Genomic DNA, 18,617 nt, shown 5'->3' on the forward strand with positions numbered 1-18,617 from the left:
GGAAGCTAAGGCCGTGACGGAGAGCCCGAGCGGGCAGGGCGCACCGGAGCACGACAGCGAAGCCGCACTGCTCACCGAACCGCCCACGCCGCCTGCGACTCCCTCAGCTCCCCCGGCTCCCTCAACGCCCTCGGTCCCGGGCCAGCCGACGCGGGACGACGTCGAAACCGACAGTGTCGAAGACCTCACCGACGGTGAGGTCGCCGAAAACGCTACCGCCACCGACGCCGACACCGATTCCGACAGCGCCACCGATGAAACTTCCGCACCGGGCCACCGCCCGGACGCCCCGAGGAATCCGCTGCGCCGCGCCGCGCAGCGCGTCGTCGACGAGATCCTCGACCCGAGCATCGGTTTCACGCTCGCGCTGGTCTACCTGGGCCTGGCGATGTTCCTCACCTGGAAGCTGCTCTTCCACCCGACAAGCAGCGTCATGGCCGGCAACCCCTACGACCAGTTCTACTTCGAGTGGCAGCTGACCGCGGTCGAGCACGCGCTGACGCACCTGCAGAACCCGCTGTTCACGCACGCGATGAACGCCCCCGACGGCATGAACCTCGCGGCGAACCCGCAGATCATCGGTCCGGCCGCGGTGCTCACGCCGATCACCGCGCTGTTCGGCGCGCCGGTCTCCTTCGCGCTGCTGACCACCTTCAACCTCGCGGCCACCGCGACCACCTGGCGCTGGTTCTTGCGCCGGCATGTGGTGCGCACCGAGACCGCGGCGTTCGTCGGCGGCCTGTTCATGGGCTTCTCGCCGTCGATGATGTCCCACTCGCTGGCGCATCCGAACCTGGCCGGGCAGTGGCTGGTGCCGCTGATCGTCGGCGCGGCGCTGCGCCTGCGCGAGCCGGAACCCCGGCTGCGCAACGGGATCGTGCTCGGCGTGCTGATCGCCGCGCAGGTGTTCGTCGGCGAGGAACTGCTGCTGCTGGCGGCGATGGGCTTCACGCTGTTCCTGGTCGCCTACGTCCTGATGCGGCCGCGGCAGGCGTGGGCCGAGGCGGCGGTGTTCCTGCGCGGCGCCGGTGTGGCGATCGTGACCGCCGGCGCGCTGCTGGCGTATCCGCTCTCGTTCCAGTTCTTCGGGCCGATGTCGTTCAAGGGCATCCCGTTCGACGTCGCCTACTACTCGGCGGACCTGAAGTCCTACGCGGTCTATCCGAACCAGGAGCTGTGGGGCGACCCGGCCAAGCTGGACCCGCTGGCGCCGGGCGGCACCGAGCAGGCCGCGCTGGTCGGCTGGGCGCTGCTGCTCGTGGTGGCGCTGCTGGCGATCTGGCTGATCCGGAACGCCGCGGTACGGGCCCTGCTGATCGCCGCGCTGGTCCTGGTCACGCTGTCCGTCGGTCCGACCCCGGTGTTCGACCACACCTCGATCAAGTGGTGGCCGCTGGGTCCGACCGGCGTCTGGACGCACATGCAGAACCTGCCGCTGTTCTCCTCCAGCCTGCCGGTGCGCAGCGCGCTCGCGGTGAGCTGGATCATCGGCGTCCTGCTGGCGCTGGGACTGGACAAGGCGGTCCTGCACCGGCAACAGGTGCTGCGCGGAGTGGTGTTCGGCGGCGTGGTGGCCTCGCTGGTCCCGCTCGTCCCGCGGGTGTTCGACACCTCCCCACGACTGCCGATCCCGCATTACTTCACGTCGGGTGCGTGGAAGGAATGTGTGTCCCCAGGGCACAACACGATCGTCGGCGTCCCGTTGTCCGACGGTGGCGACCGGACCAACCAGACCTGGTCGACGGCGGCGGACACCGCGTTCAACATCCCGCAGGGCCCGGTGATGGCGCCCAACTCCCCCACCGACAAGCAGGTGGCGTGGGCGAAGAACAACGTGCTGTGGACCGCGCAGTGGCTGGCGTACATCTACCAGAACGGCGGCGGCGCGACCCCGGTGGTGAACTCCACGATCCAGAACCGGGTGCGGCTGGACCTGGGGACGTGGCAGGCGAACTGCGTGGTCGCCGCCGACGGGACCCAGAACCTGGCGGCCATCAAGAACTTCCTGGACCAGGCGATCGCCCCCGGAAAGCTGGAGGGCGACGTGATCGTGTGGAAGGAGCCGGTCGGCTGAGTCAGCCGAACGCGCCCTTGTGGAAGATCAGCGGCGTCGACTCGCCGTCGGCGTCGAGCCCGTGCACGCGCCCGACCACGATCGTGTGGTCGCCGCCGGGATAGGTGGCCTCGATCGTGCAGTCCACCCAGCCGTGCGCGCCGGCCAGGATCGGCGAGCCCAGCTCCGAGCGGCGCCAGGCGACCCCGGCGAACTTGTCGCCGCCGCTGACCGCGAAGGTGCGGCACAGCTGCTCGTGGTCGGCGGCAAGGAAGTTCACGCAGAAGCGCCCGGTGGCCTCGATCCGCGGCCAGGTGGTCGAGGTGTGCCCGACGGAGAACAGCACGAGGGGCGGGTCCAGCGACAGTGCCGAAAAAGCCTGACACGCGAAGCCCACGGGCCCTTCGCCGTCCTCGGACGCGACGACGGTCACGCCGGAAGGGAAGTGGCCCAGGACGCGGCGATAGTGCGCGATGTCTATGGTCGTTCGGGCATCGACATTTGCAGGCATGGTCCCAGCCCCTAGGTGTCACGCTGTGCGCGGCTGCGTGGTCTTCATCTCGTTCGCTATCTCAAAAGCGCAGCTCGGCCCAGCATATGTGGACGGACAGGGTCAGTGTGGGTGGGAACTGATTACCCGTCAAGAGACAGACCGTTCGTCATAGCGAACACCTTTCGCGCATCACAGGACCCTGTGGTTACAGCGACAACAACCGTCAGGACCCTGTGAATTCCGGTGCACGGCGCTCCACAAAAGCCCGGACGCCTTCTTGCCCGTCGTGAGTCGCCATATTCAGCTCGACCGCGTCGGCTTCCTCTCTGAACGCTGTGGCGCGGTCCACCTCCAGCGCGCGGTTCACCAGATTCTTGGCGAGCGCGAGCGCCCGCGTCGGACCGACCGCCAGCCGCTCGGCCCACGCCCGCGCCGCCTTCTCCAGATCGGCGTCCGGCACGACCCGGTTCACCAGTCCCAGCGCCAGCGCCTCGGCGGCGGGCACGTCGTCGGCGAAGAACATCAGCTCCTTGGCTTTGTGCACCCCGACGAGCCGGGTGAGCAAATGCGCGCCGCCACCGTCGGGGACCAATCCGCGCCGGGCGAAGACCTCGATGAACTTCGCCGACTCGGCGGCGATCACCAGATCGCAGGCCAGCGCCAGATGCGCGCCGATGCCGGCCGCGATGCCGTTCACCGCGCCGATCACCGGCTTCTCGCAGTCCAGGACCGCGGCGACGAGCGCCTGCGCGCCGTCGCGGATGGTGCGCGCGACGTCGCCGGGGCGCGGCTCGGCGGCGGGCGCGGCGCCCGGTCGGGGACGCAGATCCGCGCCGGTGCAGAAGCCTCGACCGGTCGCGGTGAGGACCACGACGCGGGTCTGCGGATCGGCGGAAGCCTGACGCAGCAACGCGATCAGCCGATCTCGGTGGTCGGCGGTGATGGCGTTCAGCGCTTCGGGGCGGTCCAGGGTGATCCAGGCGACGCCGCCGGACAGGGAGTGCCGGACGGTCTCGTCCAGCGGTCGCTCTTGTACCTCGGGCATGTCGTCTTCCCTCGAAAACGTCGGCGCCGGAGCGCAGCCGCGCAGTAGCGCGACAACGTTCCGGCGCCGGACCGGGTTGGTTCTGTTCTTCTCTGTATCAGTGCACGATCAAGCGAGCCGAGGCGTCCAGCGCCACGGTCCCGCCCCCGCGCCCCAGCACCCGCAGCGGCGCGATATCGAAGCCCTCCAACACATCGCCGAGGTCCAGCGCCATGCGCTGCACGCGCAGGATGGTGTCGGCCAGCGCCTCCAGGTCCGCGCCGGCGGTGGTGAGCAGCGGCAGGCAGTGCAGTTCGTCGAGCATCCGGTGCGCTTGGTGGGCGTCGAACGGCGCGACCCGGATCGACACGTCGCCAAGCGTTTCGGCGTAGGCGCCGCCGACGCCGACCACCACAGCCGGACCGAACCGGTCGTCGCGCCGGATGCCGACCATCGTGTCCACGCCGCCGGTGATCTGCTGGCCGATCAGGACGCCGTCCAGCGTGCCGTAGCCCTGGCGGCCGGCGGAGTCCATCAGGTCCTTGAAGTTCTCGCGAACCTGCGACGCCGAGGTGATGGTGGTGCGGGTGAGACCGGCGGCTGAAGCCGACGGCAGTCCGGCCACCGACGCCTTCATCACCACCGGGTAGCCGATGGTCGCGGCGGCGCGCACGGCCCAGGCGGCGCTGGTGACCAGCTGCTCCCGGGGAGTGCGGATGCCGTAGGCGCGCAGCAGTTGGTGCGTCTGCGATTCCGACAAGCCCTTGGAGGGACCGGTGTCCCGCTTGCGCGTCGTACCCGGCGCACCTCCCGAAGTGAGGATCTGCCGCGCCTTCACCCCGGCCATGGCGTTGTCCTCGACCAGGGACGGGATCCGGAAGCGGTGGTCGCAGTGGTCGTAGTAGGCCTTGGCCGCGGCGACCGCGTTGGTGAGCGTGCGGAACGTCGCGATCTCGGGCGAGCGCTGCAGGATCAGCCGGTACCCGGTCTCGGTGCCGCCGGAGGAGCACCAGACCACGCCGATCGGGGTGGTGCTCTCGCGCGCGGCCTCGACCAGCGCGGCGGCGGTCCACTCGCCGGAGGACCCGGTCTCGGTGACCGCGTACAGGAGCAGGCCGGCGCCGGGGCGTGCGGCGAGTTCGGTGACGTCCGGGGCGTGGCCGGCGTCCTCGACCTCGAGGCCGGCGCGGCGCGCGAGGTCGGCGAGCAGGGTGGCGGCGCCGCCGGAGTCGGCGGCGATCCGGACCGGCCCGGGGCGCTGGGTCGGCCGCGGGAAGCGGGCGAGGGTGGCGGCGCAGTCCAGCAGTTGGTCGAAGCCCTCGACCCGGACCACCCCGGCCTGCCGCAGCACCGCGTCGATCACCCGGTCGGCGCCGGTGGCCAGGACGACCAGCGGACGCCCGGCGCCGGACGCGGCTTCGGCGGCCCGCATCAGGGCCCTGCCGTCCAGGTCCGTGCCGATCGCGTCCACGCACGCCGCGATCGCTCCGACGCCGTCCGCCTGAGCGAACGCCTCGACCGCGTCCGCAAACGTCGGACCGTCCTCACCGGGACCGCAGTAGGTCCAGCCGGCCACCGGGACGCCCAGCTCGTCGGCCGTGACCAGCGGGCAGCCGGTGTGCGCGCCGGTGGTGATGAGCGCGATCGCCGGCGCGCCGGCGGCCGGTTCGGCGTTCAGCGACCTTGTCGGAACATGGTGGCGTCGGTCCTCGGACACCGGCCGATGCCGGGACACCGCGGTCTGTTCAGTGGTCATGACGCTGGTGGCAGGCATCGCACCGCCCTCTCAGGAGCCGACTGACAAGTAACCTGACGCTGCGTCAGTTTAGGACCGCGATGCGAATTAGCACAGAGGTAACCTCAAGAGATCTTGCGCTCCCCCGGATTTGTTCGTCAGGAGCCGACCCGCTTTCGCAATGCCGAACGATCCACCTTCTGCCCGGCGGTCAGCGGCAGAGTCGGCACGACGCGCACCTCTTCGGGCAGCTTGTGCCTGGCCAGCCGGGATCCGGCGAACAGCCGCAACTCCTCCACTGTCGGCGGCGCCGCCGGATCGCACGGCACCACGAAGGCCACGCCGACCTGTCCCATCACCGCGTCCGGCCGCGGGACCACGGCGATTTGGCCGACGGCGGCGTGCTCCTGCAGGACGGCTTCCACTTCCTGCGGATGCACGTTGTAGCCGCCGCGGACGAACATGTCGTCGCGGCGTCCGGCCAGACGCAGGCAGCCGGTGTCATCGAGGAGGCCGACGTCGCCGGTGCGCAGCCAGCCGTCCGGGGTGAGCGTCTCGGCGGTGGCGGCCGGATCGTGCCAGTACTCGGACATCACCGAGGCGGAGCGCATCCAGACCTCGCCGCTCTCGCCGACCGGGACCTGCTTGCCGCCTTCGTCACGCAGCGAGATCTCGGTTCCGGCGCGGGGTCTGCCGACGGTGTTGAAGACTTCTTCGTCGGGCGCGTCGAGGGCGGTCAAGGTACCCAGGCCGCCGGATTCCGTGGAGGAGTAACGGATCGAGTAGGCGGCGCCGAACGACTCGCGCGCCTGCCGGACCAGTTCCGCCGGCGACGGTCCGCCGCCGATGATCAGGGCTTTGATGGCATCGGTCTTGTAGCTGGCGAGCTGGGGTACCCGCAGCAACAATGCCACCTGCGCCGCGACGCCGCCGATCACCGGCACGCCCTCGTCGCAGATCAGCCCGAGCGCCTCGCGGGCCCGCCAGCGCGTCAGGATGTGCAGCCGGTTGCCGGCCAGCAGATGCCCGGCGAGCTTGGTCATGAAGCCGACGTGGTTCAGGCCGGTGGCGACCAGCAGCGGCATCGGCGCGGTCTGCGCGCGGTTGTCCGCCTCGGATATCGCAGCGATCTGCTTCGCGCCGAACAGCGCGCCCTTCGGCAGACCGGAAGTCCCGGAGGTGAAGACGATGGTCTCCGGGTCGTCGTGCGAGCGTGCGCTGGGCACGGTCCGTACGTGTTCGCGGCCGAGCATCGGCAGTCCGGCGGCGAACTCGCGCCGGTCCTCCGCCTGGCGGACCGGGATGATCTGCGCGTCGGGCAGGCGGCCGGTCAGCAGTTCCTCGGTCCCGATGACCACGTCCGGCCGGACGTTGGCGAGCATCGCCTGCCGCTCGGCCGGCGAGTAGTGCGCGCCGACGCCGGCGGTGACCGCGCCGACTTTCGCCAGCGCGCAGTAGGCGACGACGTAGTCCAGGGAGGCGGGCAGCAGCAACGCGGCCACCTGGCCCTGGCCGACGCCCCGTACCGCCAGGCGGGCCGCCATGGCCTCGGAGGCCGCGTTGAGCTGCTGGAAGGACAAGGAAAGCGGGCCGCGGCCGGCCACCAGAGCGGTGGCGGACCCGTGGTCCCGAGCGGCTTTGCGGACGGCGAGAGCGAGGAAGGTCATCGGAGCTCCCTGAGGGATGGGTACCGATCTGACTCGGGGTCAGAGTTTCCCCCTCCTCCGGGAGCTAATCCAGAGGCACGACACGGCGAATCGGATCGTCGTGTTTCCCGCTCGCCGTACCGCGCGTGTCTGTCAGACCGCGACAGGCTTCTTCTGTGTGATGCCCATGAAGACCAGGCCGATCATCGCCGCGCGCAGCTCGGCCAGCTTGATGCTCCAGGCCTCGAAGACGCGCTGGTGCGCCGAAATGGAGGCGAGCATGGCGACCAGCGCGCCGGCGGTCGCGGTCGGCGGCATCACGGCGTCGGCCTTGCCGGCGGCCTGCAGAGCGGTGATGGCGTCGGCCAGGGAGATGGTGACGTTGTTCAGGATCTTCATGCGGATCTTGTGGAAGCGCTTGTCGCCCTCGGCGGTGGCCAGGTCGACCACGCGCAGGATCGCCTCGTGCTCGTTCCAGAACGCCAGGAAGCCGTCCACCAGCGCCTCGGCGGCCTGCATGCCGGCCTTGCCGGACCAGGTGCGGCCGTCCGCGAGCTCCTTCAGGTGCGCGCCGTCCTTGGCCATGTCGTTGGCGATCTCGATGATCGCCGACTCGATGTCCGGGAAGTACTGGTAGAACGTGGCCGGGGAGGTGCCGGCCAACCGGGCCACGTCGATCACGGTGATCGAGCGGTACGGCTGGGAGACGAGCATCTCGCCGAGGCACTCCAGCAGCCGGGCCCGGGTGGCCTGGCCGCGCTTGCCCGCGATCCGCCCGTCGACGGTGCGCACTTGCTGAGCTGTCATGGCGTCAGTTTATGCGGTCCGGACCCCTTACCCCGGCCAGACCTGGGTAGTTGGCCAAGATCGGCATTCGTTATCATGCCCGTCACTTCCCGCCGGTCCCCGCCGCGCGCCCGGCCGCCCCGGACTCGCGGTTGAAGCGCGGCGCCTCGCCGCCGCCGTGCACGAGCAACTCCGCGCCGGAAACCTGCCCCGCCTCGTCCGAGGCCAGGTAGAGACAGGCGCCGGCGATGTCCCCCGGCTCGGCCATCCGCCCCATCGGCAACCCCTGCCCGACCAGCGCCGCAGCCTCCGGACCGCCGTAGTAGGCGGTCAGCGACTCGGTGAGCACGGGCCCGGGCACGACGCAGTTCACCCGCACCCGCGGCGCCCACTCCAGCGCCAGGCTCTTGGTGAGCGAGGCGAGCGCGGCCTTGGCGGCGCCGTAGACGGCCGTGCCGGGACTCGGCCGCGTCCCGGCCACCGATCCGATGTTCACGATGGAGGCGCCGCCGTGCTCGGGCGTGAGCGGGTACATGCACTGCGCGGCGCAGAGGACTCCCAGCACGTTGAGATCGAAGGCGGCGCGGGCGGCCTCCTCGGGATAGTCCAGCGCCCGCCCCGGCCGCGCCCCGCCGGCGTTGTTGACGAGCACGTCGACCCGCCCGAACTCCTCGGCGACCGCCTTGAACGCCGCCACGATGTCGGCGGACGAGGCGAGGTCCGCGGCGATGAAGCGGCCGACGGCCTGCGCCGGCTCGCTGCGCGCCAGCGTGACCACGGTCGCCCCGGCGGCTTCGAAGCGCGCCGCGACCGCCCGTCCGATGCCTTTGGTCCCGCCGGTGACGACGGCGACCCTTCCGGTGAACGACGTCACACCACCGTGTGTATCAGAGGCGGGTTTTAGTGGGAAGCACTACCGAATCACCTGTTCGGTCGATTGACCGTGACCTCTGTCCGTTGTCGACTCTTGCACAGTCCGGAGGAGATGACGACGATGGGCGAATCCGCCGCTGTACCCCAGGTCGACCCCGCCGACGGCGGGGACGACGAACCCTTCTTAGCCCTGGCGTGGGCCGAGGCCATCGAGGCCACGGAGCTGCTGCGCTCCGCCCTGGCAGCCCTCGGGCTCGCCGGGGAGATCCCGCGCTTGCGAGGCGACGTGAACGTCTACGGCCGCCCGATGGTGACGGTCGGCCGCATCAACCCGACCGCCGCACGCAGGCTCGCCGCCGCACTCAGCCGCGCCGCGCAGCACCAGCCGCGCATCTACGGCCAGGCACCCCCGGCCAACGGCGACACCGCGACCTGCGGACTGTCGACGCCGGGCGAGCCGAACCGGAGCCTGCGCCCACCGCGCACCGCGACGCCGCTGAACCTGCCGGTGGCGGTACCGATGGCGACGGTCCTGCCGATGGCGGTGCCGAGCCAGGCGACTCCCGCGCTGGGAGCGCCGCCGGGCAGCTCGGCGACGGACTCGATCCCGCTACCCGCCTGATTCGCGCGACGACTCGGCCGACGGTCGACTCGATCTGGCTCGCCGCCTGATCGGGTCGGCTGGTCGGCTGTTTTGGCATCTTCCCGCTGGGATGGCTCGGCCGACGGTCGACTCGATCTGGCTCGCCGCCTGATCGGGTCGGCTGGTGGGCCGTTTTGGCATTATCCCGCCGAGATGGCTCGGCCGACGATCGACTCGATCTGGTTTCTCGCCCGATCGGATCGGCTGCTCAGCCGTTTTGGCTTTGGCGGAGCGGGCTGGCGCGAGGCAGGGCTCGCAGCTGATGGCGCGCACCGCGTCACCGCAGCGATGGCGGCCGGGTCGGCGGGATGACCCGGCCGCCATCGCCGTTCGGCCGGCTCGGTTTCCCGGAGACGGTGTGGGTCGAAGGTAGCGCCTTGAGATAGATGTTGACCATGGCTTGCGCCAAATTGACACTGCGGCGCGCAGCGCCTCCTCAACGGGCGGTGGTGGGAGACGGGTGGGCGGCTGTGGACATGTGGAAGCGGCTGGAGCCCGACACGGCTCCAGCCGCGATCCCGGCTGACCCGGGGGGATCGTCAGCCGGGATGTGGGTGCCGATCCCGCGGCCACCCACGCCCTTGACTGCGGGAAGCAGACTACGAGTGACGACTCGAACGCAGCTAGCGTTTCGCCCCAGCGGCGAAAGGCTGGCGGCGGGTCAGCGGGCTCGCCAGTCGCCGCCTTTGGCGCGCGTCGCGAAGAGGTCCGCCTGGCGCTCCGGGGCGATGTTGCCGAGTTGGACCAGGTGGGGTGCCGTCGCCATCGCGTGCGCCTTGGACATCTCGCGCGCGGCCCAGACGGCGCGGACCGTGCCCTCGATCGCGGACGGCTCACACGCGGCGATGGTCCGTGCCGCCTGCTCCGCCGCCGCTGTCAGAGCCGTGTTGTCCGGCACGACCTCGCTGACGAAGCCGATCTCGTACGCGCGCCGCGCCGTCATCCGCTCGGCCGTGCCGAGCAGCGCCAGCCGCGCCAGCTCGCCGTGCGGCATGCGCTGCGCGAGGTGCACGGCTTCGTACGCCATCACCATGCCGTAGGTGACGTGCGGGTCGAAAAACGTCGCGTGCTCCGCGGCGATCAGGAACTCGCACTCGCCCAGCAGGTAGAACGCCCCGCCGCAGGCCATCCCGTTGACCGCCGCGACGACCGGCTTCCACAGGTCGGCGGTCTTCGGTCCGAGCGCGACGCCGGGATCGTCAACCATGTACGGCGAGGAGGGCTGCGGCACCACCGTGTCCCGGTCGATGCCGGTACAGAAGGCTTTGTCGCCGCTGCCGGTCAGCACGACGCAGCGCACCGAATCGCGGTGCCGCAAGGTTTTCCACAGCCTGTGGATTTCTTCGGCCATGACGAGATCGAAGGCGTTGTGGCGCTCCGGGCGGTTCAGCGTCACCCAGGCGACACCGTCACGTTCCCGGTACAGAAGGGTACTGAACTCAAGGTCAGTGCCGGATTCGAAGTCACTCATCCGGCGTCCAGGCCGCCACGAAAAGCCCTTCGATCTCCCGGAACACCGCGCGCACCGGCTGCCCGATCTCGATCGTCGCCGGGTCGACGGAGTCGATGTCCGCGTCCTCGGCTGCCACGAGGTTCCCGACCAGCCGCAGCCGCCGGTCCTCCTCCAGCTCCACGACCACCACCGGATACGGCGCCAGCGCCGCGTAGTCCGGCAGCAGCGGGGGACGCGGCACGGCGAAGGACCACACGTGTCCGCGCCCCGACATCAGCTTCCACGCGAACTCCATGCCCTGACACCGGGGGCACATCGGCCGCGGCGGGAACAGCACTTCGCCGCAGTTCGCGCACGCCTGCATCCGCAGTTCGCCCTTGGCGGCGTACGCGAAGTACGGCGCGCCGTCGTCGTCGACGAGCGGTTTGAGCATTTCGGGTGCTCCCTTCCAGCCTTTGCCGGAGTCAGTCCCGCCGCAGCAGGACGGCCGACGTCGGTACAGCCTCGCCCGCGGTGACCAGGCATGTCGAGGCTCCGTCGACCTGATTGGTCGACGTGCCGCGCAGCTGCCGCACGCCCTCGTTGATCAGGTTGAAGCCGTGGACGTAGGCCTCGGACAGGCCGCCGCCGGAGGTGTTGATCGGCAATCGCCCCGCCAGTTCCAGCCCGCCGTCGTCGGCGAAGGCTCCGCCCTCGCCCTTGCCGCAGAAGCCGTATCCCTCCAGGGACAACGGGATCAGCGGCGTGAAGGCGTCGTAGATCTGCGCCACGTCGACATCGGCCGGACCGAGATCAGAGTGCTTCCACAGCTGCTTCGCCGCGATCCACGACGGTCCGGCCAGCGGGTCGTCGTTCCAGTAGTTGACCATGCCGTGGTGCTGCGCCGGCAGACCCTGCCCGAAGGCGTGGACGTAGACCGGCGCCTGCCGGCAGTCCCGGGCCCGCTCGGCGGAGACCATGACGACCGCCAGCGCGCCGTCGGTCTCCAGGCAGTTGTCGAACAGGCACAACGGATCGGAGATCATGCGGGCACTGAGATAGTCGTCCAGGGTCAGCGGGCGGTCGTACATGATCGCCGCCGGATTGGCGTTCGCCCGGTTGCGGCAGGCGATGGCCACCGCGCCGAGCTGTTCGCGGGTCAGGCCGTACTCGTGCATGTAGCGGCGGGCCAGGATGGCGATCTCGTCGACCGGCCGCAGCAGACCGAAGGGACGCGTCCACTGCGCCGGCGTGGCGAGCTGGTTCACCGTGTCGGTCCACGGTCGCGGACCGCTGCCGCGCTTGCGGGAGCGCCACGCGACTCCCACGCTCGCCTGGCCGGTCGCGATCGCCATCGCGAGGTGGCCGACGGTGGCGCACGAGCCGCCGCCGCCGAAGCCGACCCGCGAGAAGAACGTCACGTCCCCGGCGCCGACCGCCTTGGCGATCTCGACCTCGTCGGTGGCCTCCATCGTGTAGGCGGCGAAGGCGTCCACCTCGTGGGCGGCGATGCCGGCGTCGTCCAGCGCCATCGCGATGGCTCGGCAGGCGAGCGCTTTCTCCGACGGCTCAAGGTGTTTGGCGAACTCGGTCTGGCCGATGCCGACGATGGCGGCCCGGTCTTTCAAGGGCGTCGGATTCATGCACCTTCCCATCTGACGCGGCGTCAGATATCTGCCTATCATGGGCCCCGGCACCGTGCCAGAGCCATCTTCGGCGGTGAGGACACGACGGTGGAGCAAGGCGAGACAACGATCCCGGATCTGGTGGCGCGCGCCGCCGCCGAACACGGCGACCAAGAGGCGGTAGTTGACGGCGAGCAGCGCTTGACGTTCGCCGAGCTCGCCGCCCGGGTGAGACAGGCGGGCCGGGCGATGATCGCCTGGGGCGTGCGGCCCGGCGACCGGGTGGCGATCTGGGCGCCGAACTCGGCGGAGTGGATCGCGACGGCCCTCGGCGCGGTGTCCGTGGGCGCCGTATTGGTCCCGCTGAACACCCGGCTGAAGGCAGCCGAGGTCGGCTACATCCTGCGCACGTCGCGGACCAGACTTGTCGCGGTCGCCGGGGAGTTCCTGGGCGTGGACTACGTCGGACAGCTCGCGGCGATCCACGATGAGCTGCCGGATCTGGAGACCCTGACCGCCTTCACCGACGGCGGACTGCCGCCGGTGGTGTCCCGCCGCCAGTTCCGCGCGCCGGGGATGAAGGTCCCGGCGCCGGTGTTCGACGAGGCGGCGGCGTCGCTGACCCCTGATTCGCCGGCGGACCTGTTCTTCACCTCGGGCACGACCGGCGCCCCGAAGGGCGTGGAGACGACGCACGGACAGACCACGCGCGCCTTCCACGCCTGGTCGGAGATCGTCGGCCTGCGCGCCGGGGACCGCTACCTGATCGCGAACCCCTTCTCGCACACCTTCGGCTACAAGGCCGGGATCCTGGCCTGCCTGATGCGCGGCGCGACGATGGTCCCGCTGCCCTCGTTCGACGCCGAGGCGCTGTTCACCACGATCGAGCAGGAGCGGATCACCGTGTTCCCGGCGGCGCCGGCGGTCTACCAGATGATGCTGGCGCACCCGGATCTGGCGAAGCACGATCTCAGCTCCCTGCGAGCGGCAGCCACCGGCGCCGCAGTGATCCCGGTGGAGCTGATCGAGCGGATGCGCGACACGCTGGGCCTGTCGACCGTGATCACCGCCTACGGCCTGACCGAGGCGACGGGTGTGGTGACGATGTGCCGCGACGGCGACACCCCCGACGTCGTCGCCCGCACCTCGGGCCGGGCGATCGAGGGCGTCGAGGTGCGGATCGCCGAGGCCACCGGGGAGATCCTGGTCCGCGGCTACAACGTGATGAGCGGCTACTTCGAGGACGAGGCGGCCACCGCCGAGGCGATCGACGCCGACGGCTGGCTGCACACCGGCGACGTCGGCGACCTCGACGAGGCGGGCAACCTGCGCATCACCGACCGGATCAAGGACATGTACATCTGCGGCGGCTTCAACGCCTACCCGGCGGAGATCGAGCAGGTGCTGCTGACGTTCCCCGGCGTGCAGGAGGCGGCGGTCATCGGCGTGCCGGACCAGCGGCTCGGGGAGGTCGGGAAAGCGTTCGTGATAGCTGTGCCGGGGCAACGGATCGAGCCGGCAGAACTCCTCAAGTACGCCGAGGAACGCCTCGCCAACTACAAAGTGCCGCGGCACCTGGAGCTGGTCGAGGCGTTCCCGCGCAGTTCGCTGGGGAAGGTGCTCAAGCGCGAACTGCAGTGAGGCAGGGCGTTACCGGACGACAGGACGGCCGTCGGCGGCGTACACATACCGAGGCACGCAGGTGGTCTGCTTGCCGGTCTTCACGCCGAAGTCGGTCGTCTCCTGCCGACCGTGGGACTGGAACTGCGTCATCGTCACGAAATCCCCGGCAGGGATGGCCGACTTCTTGATCACGATGTCGAGCGGGATCGGCAGCTTGGAAGGGCGGTCGCCGAGCACCGCGGCGCCGACCGCCCCGGCGTCGCGCACCCCGGGGTCGGGCGTGCACTGGATGCCGCGGCTCAGGTTCCAGCCCTCGGGGACCTGTTCGACCTGAACCACCGCGGGGATACCGGCGGTACTCAATACCGACTGCAGGCCGGCCGGGTCGGTGATCACCTTGAGGGTCAAGTGGACCGTACCATCCGCCTGCTCCTGTACCGAGAAGCCGGCCTCCTGGATGTCCAGGGTCTGTGCGCCGCCGGATGCGGTCCCGGTGGCCGTCGTGCTGACCGCGTTCGGCACCACCGCGGCGTTCGGCGCGGCTCCGGTACCGGAGCCGGTCCCCGCCGAGGGCGCCAGCACCCCGATCGCCGCGACGATCGCCGCCGCGCTCGTGCCGATGCCGGCGGCGACGGCGCGGTGCCGGGTGCGGGTGCGGCGGCCGAGTGCCACCACGTCGGCTGTACTGGTGGGCAGGGTCGCGCCGGCCACGGACCGGTGCAGTCCGGCGAACAGCTCCTCGTCGTCGGGCGCCATGGTGTCGAAGTCTTCTGTGCTCATCGCTTGATTTCCTCCCGCTCGTGCGTCTCTTCGAGCTCCGTCCGCAGCGCCTTGAGCGCGCGGTGGAGGTGGGCCTGGACGGTGCCGGGGGCGATGCCGAGCGCTGCGGCGGTACCTCGGGTGTCCAGATCGAGGAAGACCCGCAGCACCACTACTTCGCGCTGGCGCTTGGGCAGTTTGCGCAGGGCGGTGCGGATGGCCAGGTCGACGACTGTCGCATCGTCGTCGGCCGGGCCGTGCCCGCTCGTCTGCACACCCGCACCAGCACCCGCGCCCACCGCCGCCGCATCCCACGCCACCTCGCGGCGGCGCCGGCGCCACCAGGAGACGTGCGTGTTCAGCGCGGTGCGCACCACCCACGCGGCCGGCGCCGGGTGCCCGGCCACCTTGCGCCAGTGGCCCCACGCCCGGGCGAAGGCCTCGGCGGTCAGCTCCTCGGCCAGGTGCCGGTCGCCGACGCCGGCCAGGACGGCCCGGAAGCACGGGTCGCGGTGGCGTTCGTAAAAGGCTGCGAAATCCTCGGTTCCTCGGTCCACGGTCCTTTCACGCTTTCGAGTGGCGATGTGTTTACCTGGTCCACCGAAGGAGTACGAATACTCCTAATTCGTTTCACATCCGGGCAAACCATGGAATGATCCTGATCCCATGAGCTTCACCGAGTCTCCACGACGCCGGCTCGGCGCGCGCGCCGTCCCCCCGTCCCTCGCCGCCGCGCTGGCGCTGTTCCTCGGCGTCTGCGCCGCCCCGCCGGCCGCCGCGGACGACATCGTCGACGACGCGCCGGTCCTGGTGACCGCCGCGATCCTGGACGGCAAGCCGATCGACGGCATCCCCGCCGGACCGATGGTCGACGGCGGCTACCACGTGCACGCGCACCTCACGCTCTACATCGACGGCAGGGAGCAGTGGGTCCCGGCCGGGGTCGGGGTGACGCGGCCGCTCGTCCTGGACCCGGACCGCCCCGACCCGGTGATCACCGCCGCCAAGGCCTTCTACTGGCTGCACACCCACGACGAGTCCGGCGTCATCCACGCCGAGGCGCCGACGCCCCACGGCTTCGTCCTCGGCCAGTTCTTCGACCTGTGGCGGCAGCCGCTGTCCCGGCACGAGGTGGGACCGGCGAAGGGCGAGGTGACGGTGTGGGTGGACGGCAAGCGCTATGACGGCGACCCGCGGAAGATCGCGTTGAAGGACCACACGATGGTGCAGCTGAACGTGGGACGCGACGTGCCGTTCGTGCCGTACGACTTCCCGGCCAAGTTCGCCTGACTCCTGGCACGGGATGTACGGGCCCTGAGAAGCCTCCTAAGCCAGCGGCAGCATCGTGCGCAGCAGACCCTGGGAGTCGGCCTCGCGAGCGGCCTGGACGCGCTCTGCGGGCACCTGTCCGTACAGCGTCGAGCGCTGCCGGGTCGGACGGCCGAGCGGAGCGCAGATCTCCTCGAGTTCGGCGATGCCCTTCGCCGAGCCGTACTCCGAGCCGGCCATCCGGGAGATGGTCTCCTCCATGAGCGTGCCGCCCATGTCGTTGACGCCGCCGGCGAGCATGAGCCGGGAGTTGTCCGTGCCGAGCTTGACCCACGACGTCTGGATGTTGGGGATACGGCCGTGCAGCATGATCCGGGCCATCGCGTGGACCGCGCGGTTGTCCCGCAGCGTCGGTCCGGGACGCGCGAGGCCGGCGAGGTAGACCGGGGCGTTGGAGTGCACGAACGGCAGCGGCACGAACTCGGTGAACCCGCCGGTCTCGTCCTGGATGCGCGCCAGGACCCGCAGGTGCCCGACCCAGTGCGCGGGGTTGTCGACGTGCCCGTACATCATCGTCGACGTGGTCGGGATGCCGACCTGGTGCGCGGTGGTGATCACCTCGATCCACTGCGCGGCCGGCAGCTTGCCCTTGGTCAGCACCCAGCGCACGTCGTCGTCGAGGATCTCCGCGGCGGTGCCCGGCAGCGAGTCGACGCCGGCCTCCTTGGCCGCGGTGAGGAAGTCCCGGATGGACATGCCGGTCCGGGAGACGCCGTTGATGATCTCCATCGGCGAGTAGGCGTGCAGGTGCAGCTCGGGGACCCGGCGCTTGATCTCGGCGGCCAGGTCGAAGTAGGCGGTGCCGGGCAGGTCCGGGTGGATGCCGCCCTGCATGCAGATCTCGGTGGCGCCGACCTGCCAGGCCGCTGCCGCGCGGTCGCCGACCTCGGAGACGGACAGCGTGTACGCGTCGGCGTCCGTGCGCCGCTGAGCGAAGGCGCAGAACCGGCAGCCGGTGTAGCAGACGTTGGTGAAGTTGATGTTCCGGTTGACGATGTACGTCACCTCGTCGCCGACCGCGTCCCGCCGCAGGCCGTCGGCCAGCGCGGCCAGGGCGTCCAGCGCCGGGCCGTCGGCGTGGATCAGCGCGAGCGCGTCGGTGTCGGAGAGGTTCCCGGGGTCGCGCTCGGCGGCGGCGAGCGCCGTCTTCACCGCGGCGTCGATGCGCTCGGGCGCGCTGTGGTCCACGGAGGTGCGCGAGGCGTGCTCGCGCAGCTCGTCCCAGTCGCCGTAGACGTCTGAGAAGTCCGAGCGGCGGTCCTCGGTGCGGCCTTCGGTGTCGATCGCCGTATGCAGGTCGGTGCGTCCGCTGGAGGCGTCCCAGCCGCCGTCAGGCTCCTGCCACCGGATTCCGGTGGGGATGCGGCCCTCGACGGCCATCCCGGTCTCGGGATCGGCGAGCGCCCGGACGTGCGGCATGATCCGCGGGTCCAGCCACGGCTCGCCGTGCAGCACGTACTCGGGGTAGATCGTCAGCCGTTCCTTCAGCGTGAAACCGGCCGAGGCGGACTGCGCCGCCAGCTCGTCGATGGCCGGCCACGGACGCTCGGGGTTGACGTGGTCGGCGGTCAGCGGCGAGACGCCGCCCCAGTCGTCGATCCCGGCCCGCAGCATCAGCGCGTACTCGGCGTCCACCAAATTCGGCGGCGCCTGGATCCGGACCGAAGGGCCGAGGACGACGCGCGCGGTGGCGATCGTCGCGGCGAGCTCTTCCAGGTCGGCGTCGGGCGTGTTCATCATCGCCGTGTCCGGCTTCGCCCGGAAGTTCTGGATGATGATCTCTTGGATGCCGCGATAGGTCCGCGCGACCTTCCGCATCGCGAACAGCGAGTCGGCGCGCTCCTCCAGCGTCTCGCCGATCCCGATCAGGATGCCCGTGGTGAACGGCACCGAGGAGCGCCCGGCGTCCTCCAGCACGCGCTGCCGGACCGCGGGCTCCTTGTCCGGCGAGCCGTAGTGCGGGCCGCCCGGCTCCGACCACAGCCGGGTGGCGGTGGTCTCCAGCATCATGCCCATCGACGGAGCGACCGGCTTGAGCCGCTGGAAGTCGGACCAGGACAGGACGCCGGGATTCAGGTGCGGCAGCAGTCCGGTCTCCTCCAGCACCCGGATCGACATGGCCCGGACGTAGTCCAGGGTCGAGTCGTAGCCGTGCGCGTCCAGCCACTCCTTCGCCTGCGGCCAGCGGTCCTCGGGCCGGTCGCCGAGCGTGAACAGGGCTTCCTTGCAGCCGAGTGCCGCACCCTTCGCCGCGATGTCCAGCACTTCGTCGGGGGACAGGTACAGGGAGTCCAGGCGGCCGGGGACGGTCACGAAGGTGCAGTAGTGGCACCGGTCGCGGCACAGCCGGGTCAGGGGGATGAAGACCTTGCGGGAGTAGGTGACCACTCCGGGACGGCCAGCCGCCTCCAGGCCCTGATCCCGCAGGCGGGAGGCGACGGCGCACAGCGCGTCCAGATCGGCGCCGCGCGCGGCGAGCAGGACCGCCGCCTCCTCGACGCTGAGCGCGACTCCCTCACCCGCCCGGTGCAGGGCACGGCGCATGGCATTGGCGGTCGGCTGCATCGTCATTCCAGTTCCTACGCGGCAATGAACC

Annotated in this window: 16 protein-coding genes; 4 read left to right on the forward strand and 12 right to left on the reverse strand. The window is 70.6% G+C overall.

Annotated features, from left to right (window positions below; translation table 11 throughout):
- Positions 1 to 13 precede the first annotated feature (13 nt).
- Positions 14 to 2,074 (forward strand): glycosyltransferase family 87 protein, encoded by a 2,061-nt coding sequence (locus tag CACI_RS43260; protein WP_015797290.1) that lies wholly within the window; start codon positions 14 to 16, stop codon positions 2,072 to 2,074.
- A gap of 1 nt (position 2,075) precedes the next feature.
- Here the strand turns inward: CACI_RS43260 and CACI_RS43265 are convergent, their stop codons facing one another.
- The 6 genes from CACI_RS43265 to CACI_RS43290 all read right to left on the reverse strand — a co-directional run bounded on the left by CACI_RS43265 (position 2,076) and on the right by CACI_RS43290 (position 8,611).
- Positions 2,076 to 2,564, reverse strand: coding sequence for a flavin reductase family protein (locus tag CACI_RS43265; RefSeq protein WP_015797291.1), 489 nt, complete (start codon positions 2,562 to 2,564; stop codon positions 2,076 to 2,078).
- A 205-nt stretch (positions 2,565 to 2,769) separates the two neighbouring features.
- Positions 2,770 to 3,591, reverse strand: coding sequence for an enoyl-CoA hydratase/isomerase family protein (locus CACI_RS43270; protein WP_015797292.1), 822 nt, complete (start codon positions 3,589 to 3,591; stop codon positions 2,770 to 2,772).
- Positions 3,592 to 3,688: 97 nt separating this feature from the next.
- Positions 3,689 to 5,326: an acetate--CoA ligase family protein gene (locus tag CACI_RS43275; RefSeq protein WP_143765642.1), complete on the reverse strand. Its 1,638-nt coding sequence runs from the start codon at positions 5,324 to 5,326 to the stop codon at positions 3,689 to 3,691.
- Between the two features lie 137 nt (positions 5,327 to 5,463).
- Complete coding sequence (locus CACI_RS43280; RefSeq protein WP_015797294.1) at positions 5,464 to 6,972, reverse strand: class I adenylate-forming enzyme family protein; 1,509 nt, start codon at positions 6,970 to 6,972, stop codon at positions 5,464 to 5,466.
- A gap of 132 nt (positions 6,973 to 7,104) precedes the next feature.
- A complete protein-coding gene (locus tag CACI_RS43285) occupies positions 7,105 to 7,758 on the reverse strand; it encodes a TetR family transcriptional regulator (RefSeq protein ID WP_015797295.1) in 654 nt (217 codons plus the stop codon).
- Between the two features lie 82 nt (positions 7,759 to 7,840).
- Positions 7,841 to 8,611, reverse strand: coding sequence for an SDR family oxidoreductase (locus tag CACI_RS43290; protein ID WP_015797296.1), 771 nt, complete (start codon positions 8,609 to 8,611; stop codon positions 7,841 to 7,843).
- A 120-nt stretch (positions 8,612 to 8,731) separates the two neighbouring features.
- On the opposite strand from CACI_RS43290, the gene CACI_RS43295 reads away from it, so the two are divergent.
- The gene (locus CACI_RS43295) at positions 8,732 to 9,232 is read left to right on the forward strand and encodes a hypothetical protein (RefSeq protein ID WP_015797297.1); all 501 of its coding nucleotides are present in this window, start codon (positions 8,732 to 8,734) and stop codon (positions 9,230 to 9,232) included.
- A 682-nt stretch (positions 9,233 to 9,914) separates the two neighbouring features.
- Here the strand turns inward: CACI_RS43295 and CACI_RS43300 are convergent.
- Genes CACI_RS43300 through CACI_RS43310 form a run of 3 tightly spaced genes read right to left on the reverse strand, consistent with a single transcriptional unit; the run spans position 9,915 to position 12,328 of the window.
- The gene (locus tag CACI_RS43300; protein ID WP_015797298.1) at positions 9,915 to 10,724 is read right to left on the reverse strand and encodes an enoyl-CoA hydratase/isomerase family protein; all 810 of its coding nucleotides are present in this window, start codon (positions 10,722 to 10,724) and stop codon (positions 9,915 to 9,917) included.
- Positions 10,717 to 11,139, reverse strand: coding sequence for a Zn-ribbon domain-containing OB-fold protein (locus CACI_RS43305; protein ID WP_015797299.1), 423 nt, complete (start codon positions 11,137 to 11,139; stop codon positions 10,717 to 10,719). The genes CACI_RS43300 and CACI_RS43305 overlap by 8 nt, the downstream gene beginning before the upstream one ends.
- Positions 11,140 to 11,170: 31 nt before the next feature.
- The gene (locus CACI_RS43310; protein ID WP_015797300.1) at positions 11,171 to 12,328 is read right to left on the reverse strand and encodes a lipid-transfer protein; all 1,158 of its coding nucleotides are present in this window, start codon (positions 12,326 to 12,328) and stop codon (positions 11,171 to 11,173) included.
- Positions 12,329 to 12,418: 90 nt separating this feature from the next.
- Here CACI_RS43310 and CACI_RS43315 point away from each other — a divergent pair, with 90 nt between their 5' ends.
- The gene (locus CACI_RS43315; protein ID WP_015797301.1) at positions 12,419 to 13,951 is read left to right on the forward strand and encodes a FadD3 family acyl-CoA ligase; all 1,533 of its coding nucleotides are present in this window, start codon (positions 12,419 to 12,421) and stop codon (positions 13,949 to 13,951) included.
- A 9-nt stretch (positions 13,952 to 13,960) separates the two neighbouring features.
- On the opposite strand, the gene CACI_RS43320 is transcribed toward CACI_RS43315, so the two are convergent.
- On the reverse strand, positions 13,961 to 14,713 hold the full coding sequence (locus CACI_RS43320; RefSeq protein WP_015797302.1) for a hypothetical protein: 753 nt from the start codon (positions 14,711 to 14,713) through the stop codon (positions 13,961 to 13,963).
- Positions 14,710 to 15,249: a SigE family RNA polymerase sigma factor gene (locus tag CACI_RS43325; RefSeq protein WP_015797303.1), complete on the reverse strand. Its 540-nt coding sequence runs from the start codon at positions 15,247 to 15,249 to the stop codon at positions 14,710 to 14,712. Before CACI_RS43325 ends, CACI_RS43320 begins: the two co-directional genes overlap by 4 nt.
- 109 nt (positions 15,250 to 15,358) lie before the next feature.
- Here CACI_RS43325 and CACI_RS43330 point away from each other — a divergent pair, with 109 nt between their 5' ends.
- Positions 15,359 to 15,982 carry a hypothetical protein gene (locus CACI_RS43330; protein WP_015797304.1) on the forward strand — a complete coding sequence of 208 codons (624 nt, stop codon included), beginning with the start codon at positions 15,359 to 15,361 and terminating at the stop codon, positions 15,980 to 15,982.
- A gap of 36 nt (positions 15,983 to 16,018) precedes the next feature.
- Here the strand turns inward: CACI_RS43330 and CACI_RS43335 are convergent, their stop codons facing one another.
- Positions 16,019 to 18,592 carry a bifunctional FO biosynthesis protein CofGH gene (locus tag CACI_RS43335; RefSeq protein WP_015797305.1) on the reverse strand — a complete coding sequence of 858 codons (2,574 nt, stop codon included), beginning with the start codon at positions 18,590 to 18,592 and terminating at the stop codon, positions 16,019 to 16,021.
- Positions 18,593 to 18,617: the final 25 nt, after the last annotated feature.

Origin of the sequence: Catenulispora acidiphila DSM 44928, from assembly GCF_000024025.1 — a bacterium.
Taxonomy (GTDB): Bacteria; Actinomycetota; Actinomycetes; order Streptomycetales; family Catenulisporaceae; genus Catenulispora; species Catenulispora acidiphila.

Bases quoted from the DNA above. Each gene is read 5' to 3' on its own strand.
- CACI_RS43265 (WP_015797291.1), bottom strand. From the start codon at position 2,564: ATGCCTGCAAATGTCGATGCCCGAACGACCATAGACATCGCGCACTAT.
- CACI_RS43270 (WP_015797292.1), bottom strand. From the start codon at position 3,591: ATGCCCGAGGTACAAGAGCGACCGCTGGACGAGACCGTCCGGCACTCC.
- CACI_RS43275 (WP_143765642.1), bottom strand. From the start codon at position 5,326: ATGACCACTGAACAGACCGCGGTGTCCCGGCATCGGCCGGTGTCCGAG.
- CACI_RS43280 (WP_015797294.1), bottom strand. From the start codon at position 6,972: ATGACCTTCCTCGCTCTCGCCGTCCGCAAAGCCGCTCGGGACCACGGG.
- CACI_RS43285 (WP_015797295.1), bottom strand. From the start codon at position 7,758: ATGACAGCTCAGCAAGTGCGCACCGTCGACGGGCGGATCGCGGGCAAG.
- CACI_RS43295 (WP_015797297.1), top strand. From the start codon at position 8,732: ATGGGCGAATCCGCCGCTGTACCCCAGGTCGACCCCGCCGACGGCGGG.
- CACI_RS43300 (WP_015797298.1), bottom strand. From the start codon at position 10,724: ATGAGTGACTTCGAATCCGGCACTGACCTTGAGTTCAGTACCCTTCTG.
- CACI_RS43305 (WP_015797299.1), bottom strand. From the start codon at position 11,139: ATGCTCAAACCGCTCGTCGACGACGACGGCGCGCCGTACTTCGCGTAC.
- CACI_RS43310 (WP_015797300.1), bottom strand. From the start codon at position 12,328: ATGAATCCGACGCCCTTGAAAGACCGGGCCGCCATCGTCGGCATCGGC.
- CACI_RS43320 (WP_015797302.1), bottom strand. From the start codon at position 14,713: ATGAGCACAGAAGACTTCGACACCATGGCGCCCGACGACGAGGAGCTG.
- CACI_RS43330 (WP_015797304.1), top strand. From the start codon at position 15,359: ATGAGCTTCACCGAGTCTCCACGACGCCGGCTCGGCGCGCGCGCCGTC.
- CACI_RS43335 (WP_015797305.1), bottom strand. From the start codon at position 18,592: ATGACGATGCAGCCGACCGCCAATGCCATGCGCCGTGCCCTGCACCGG.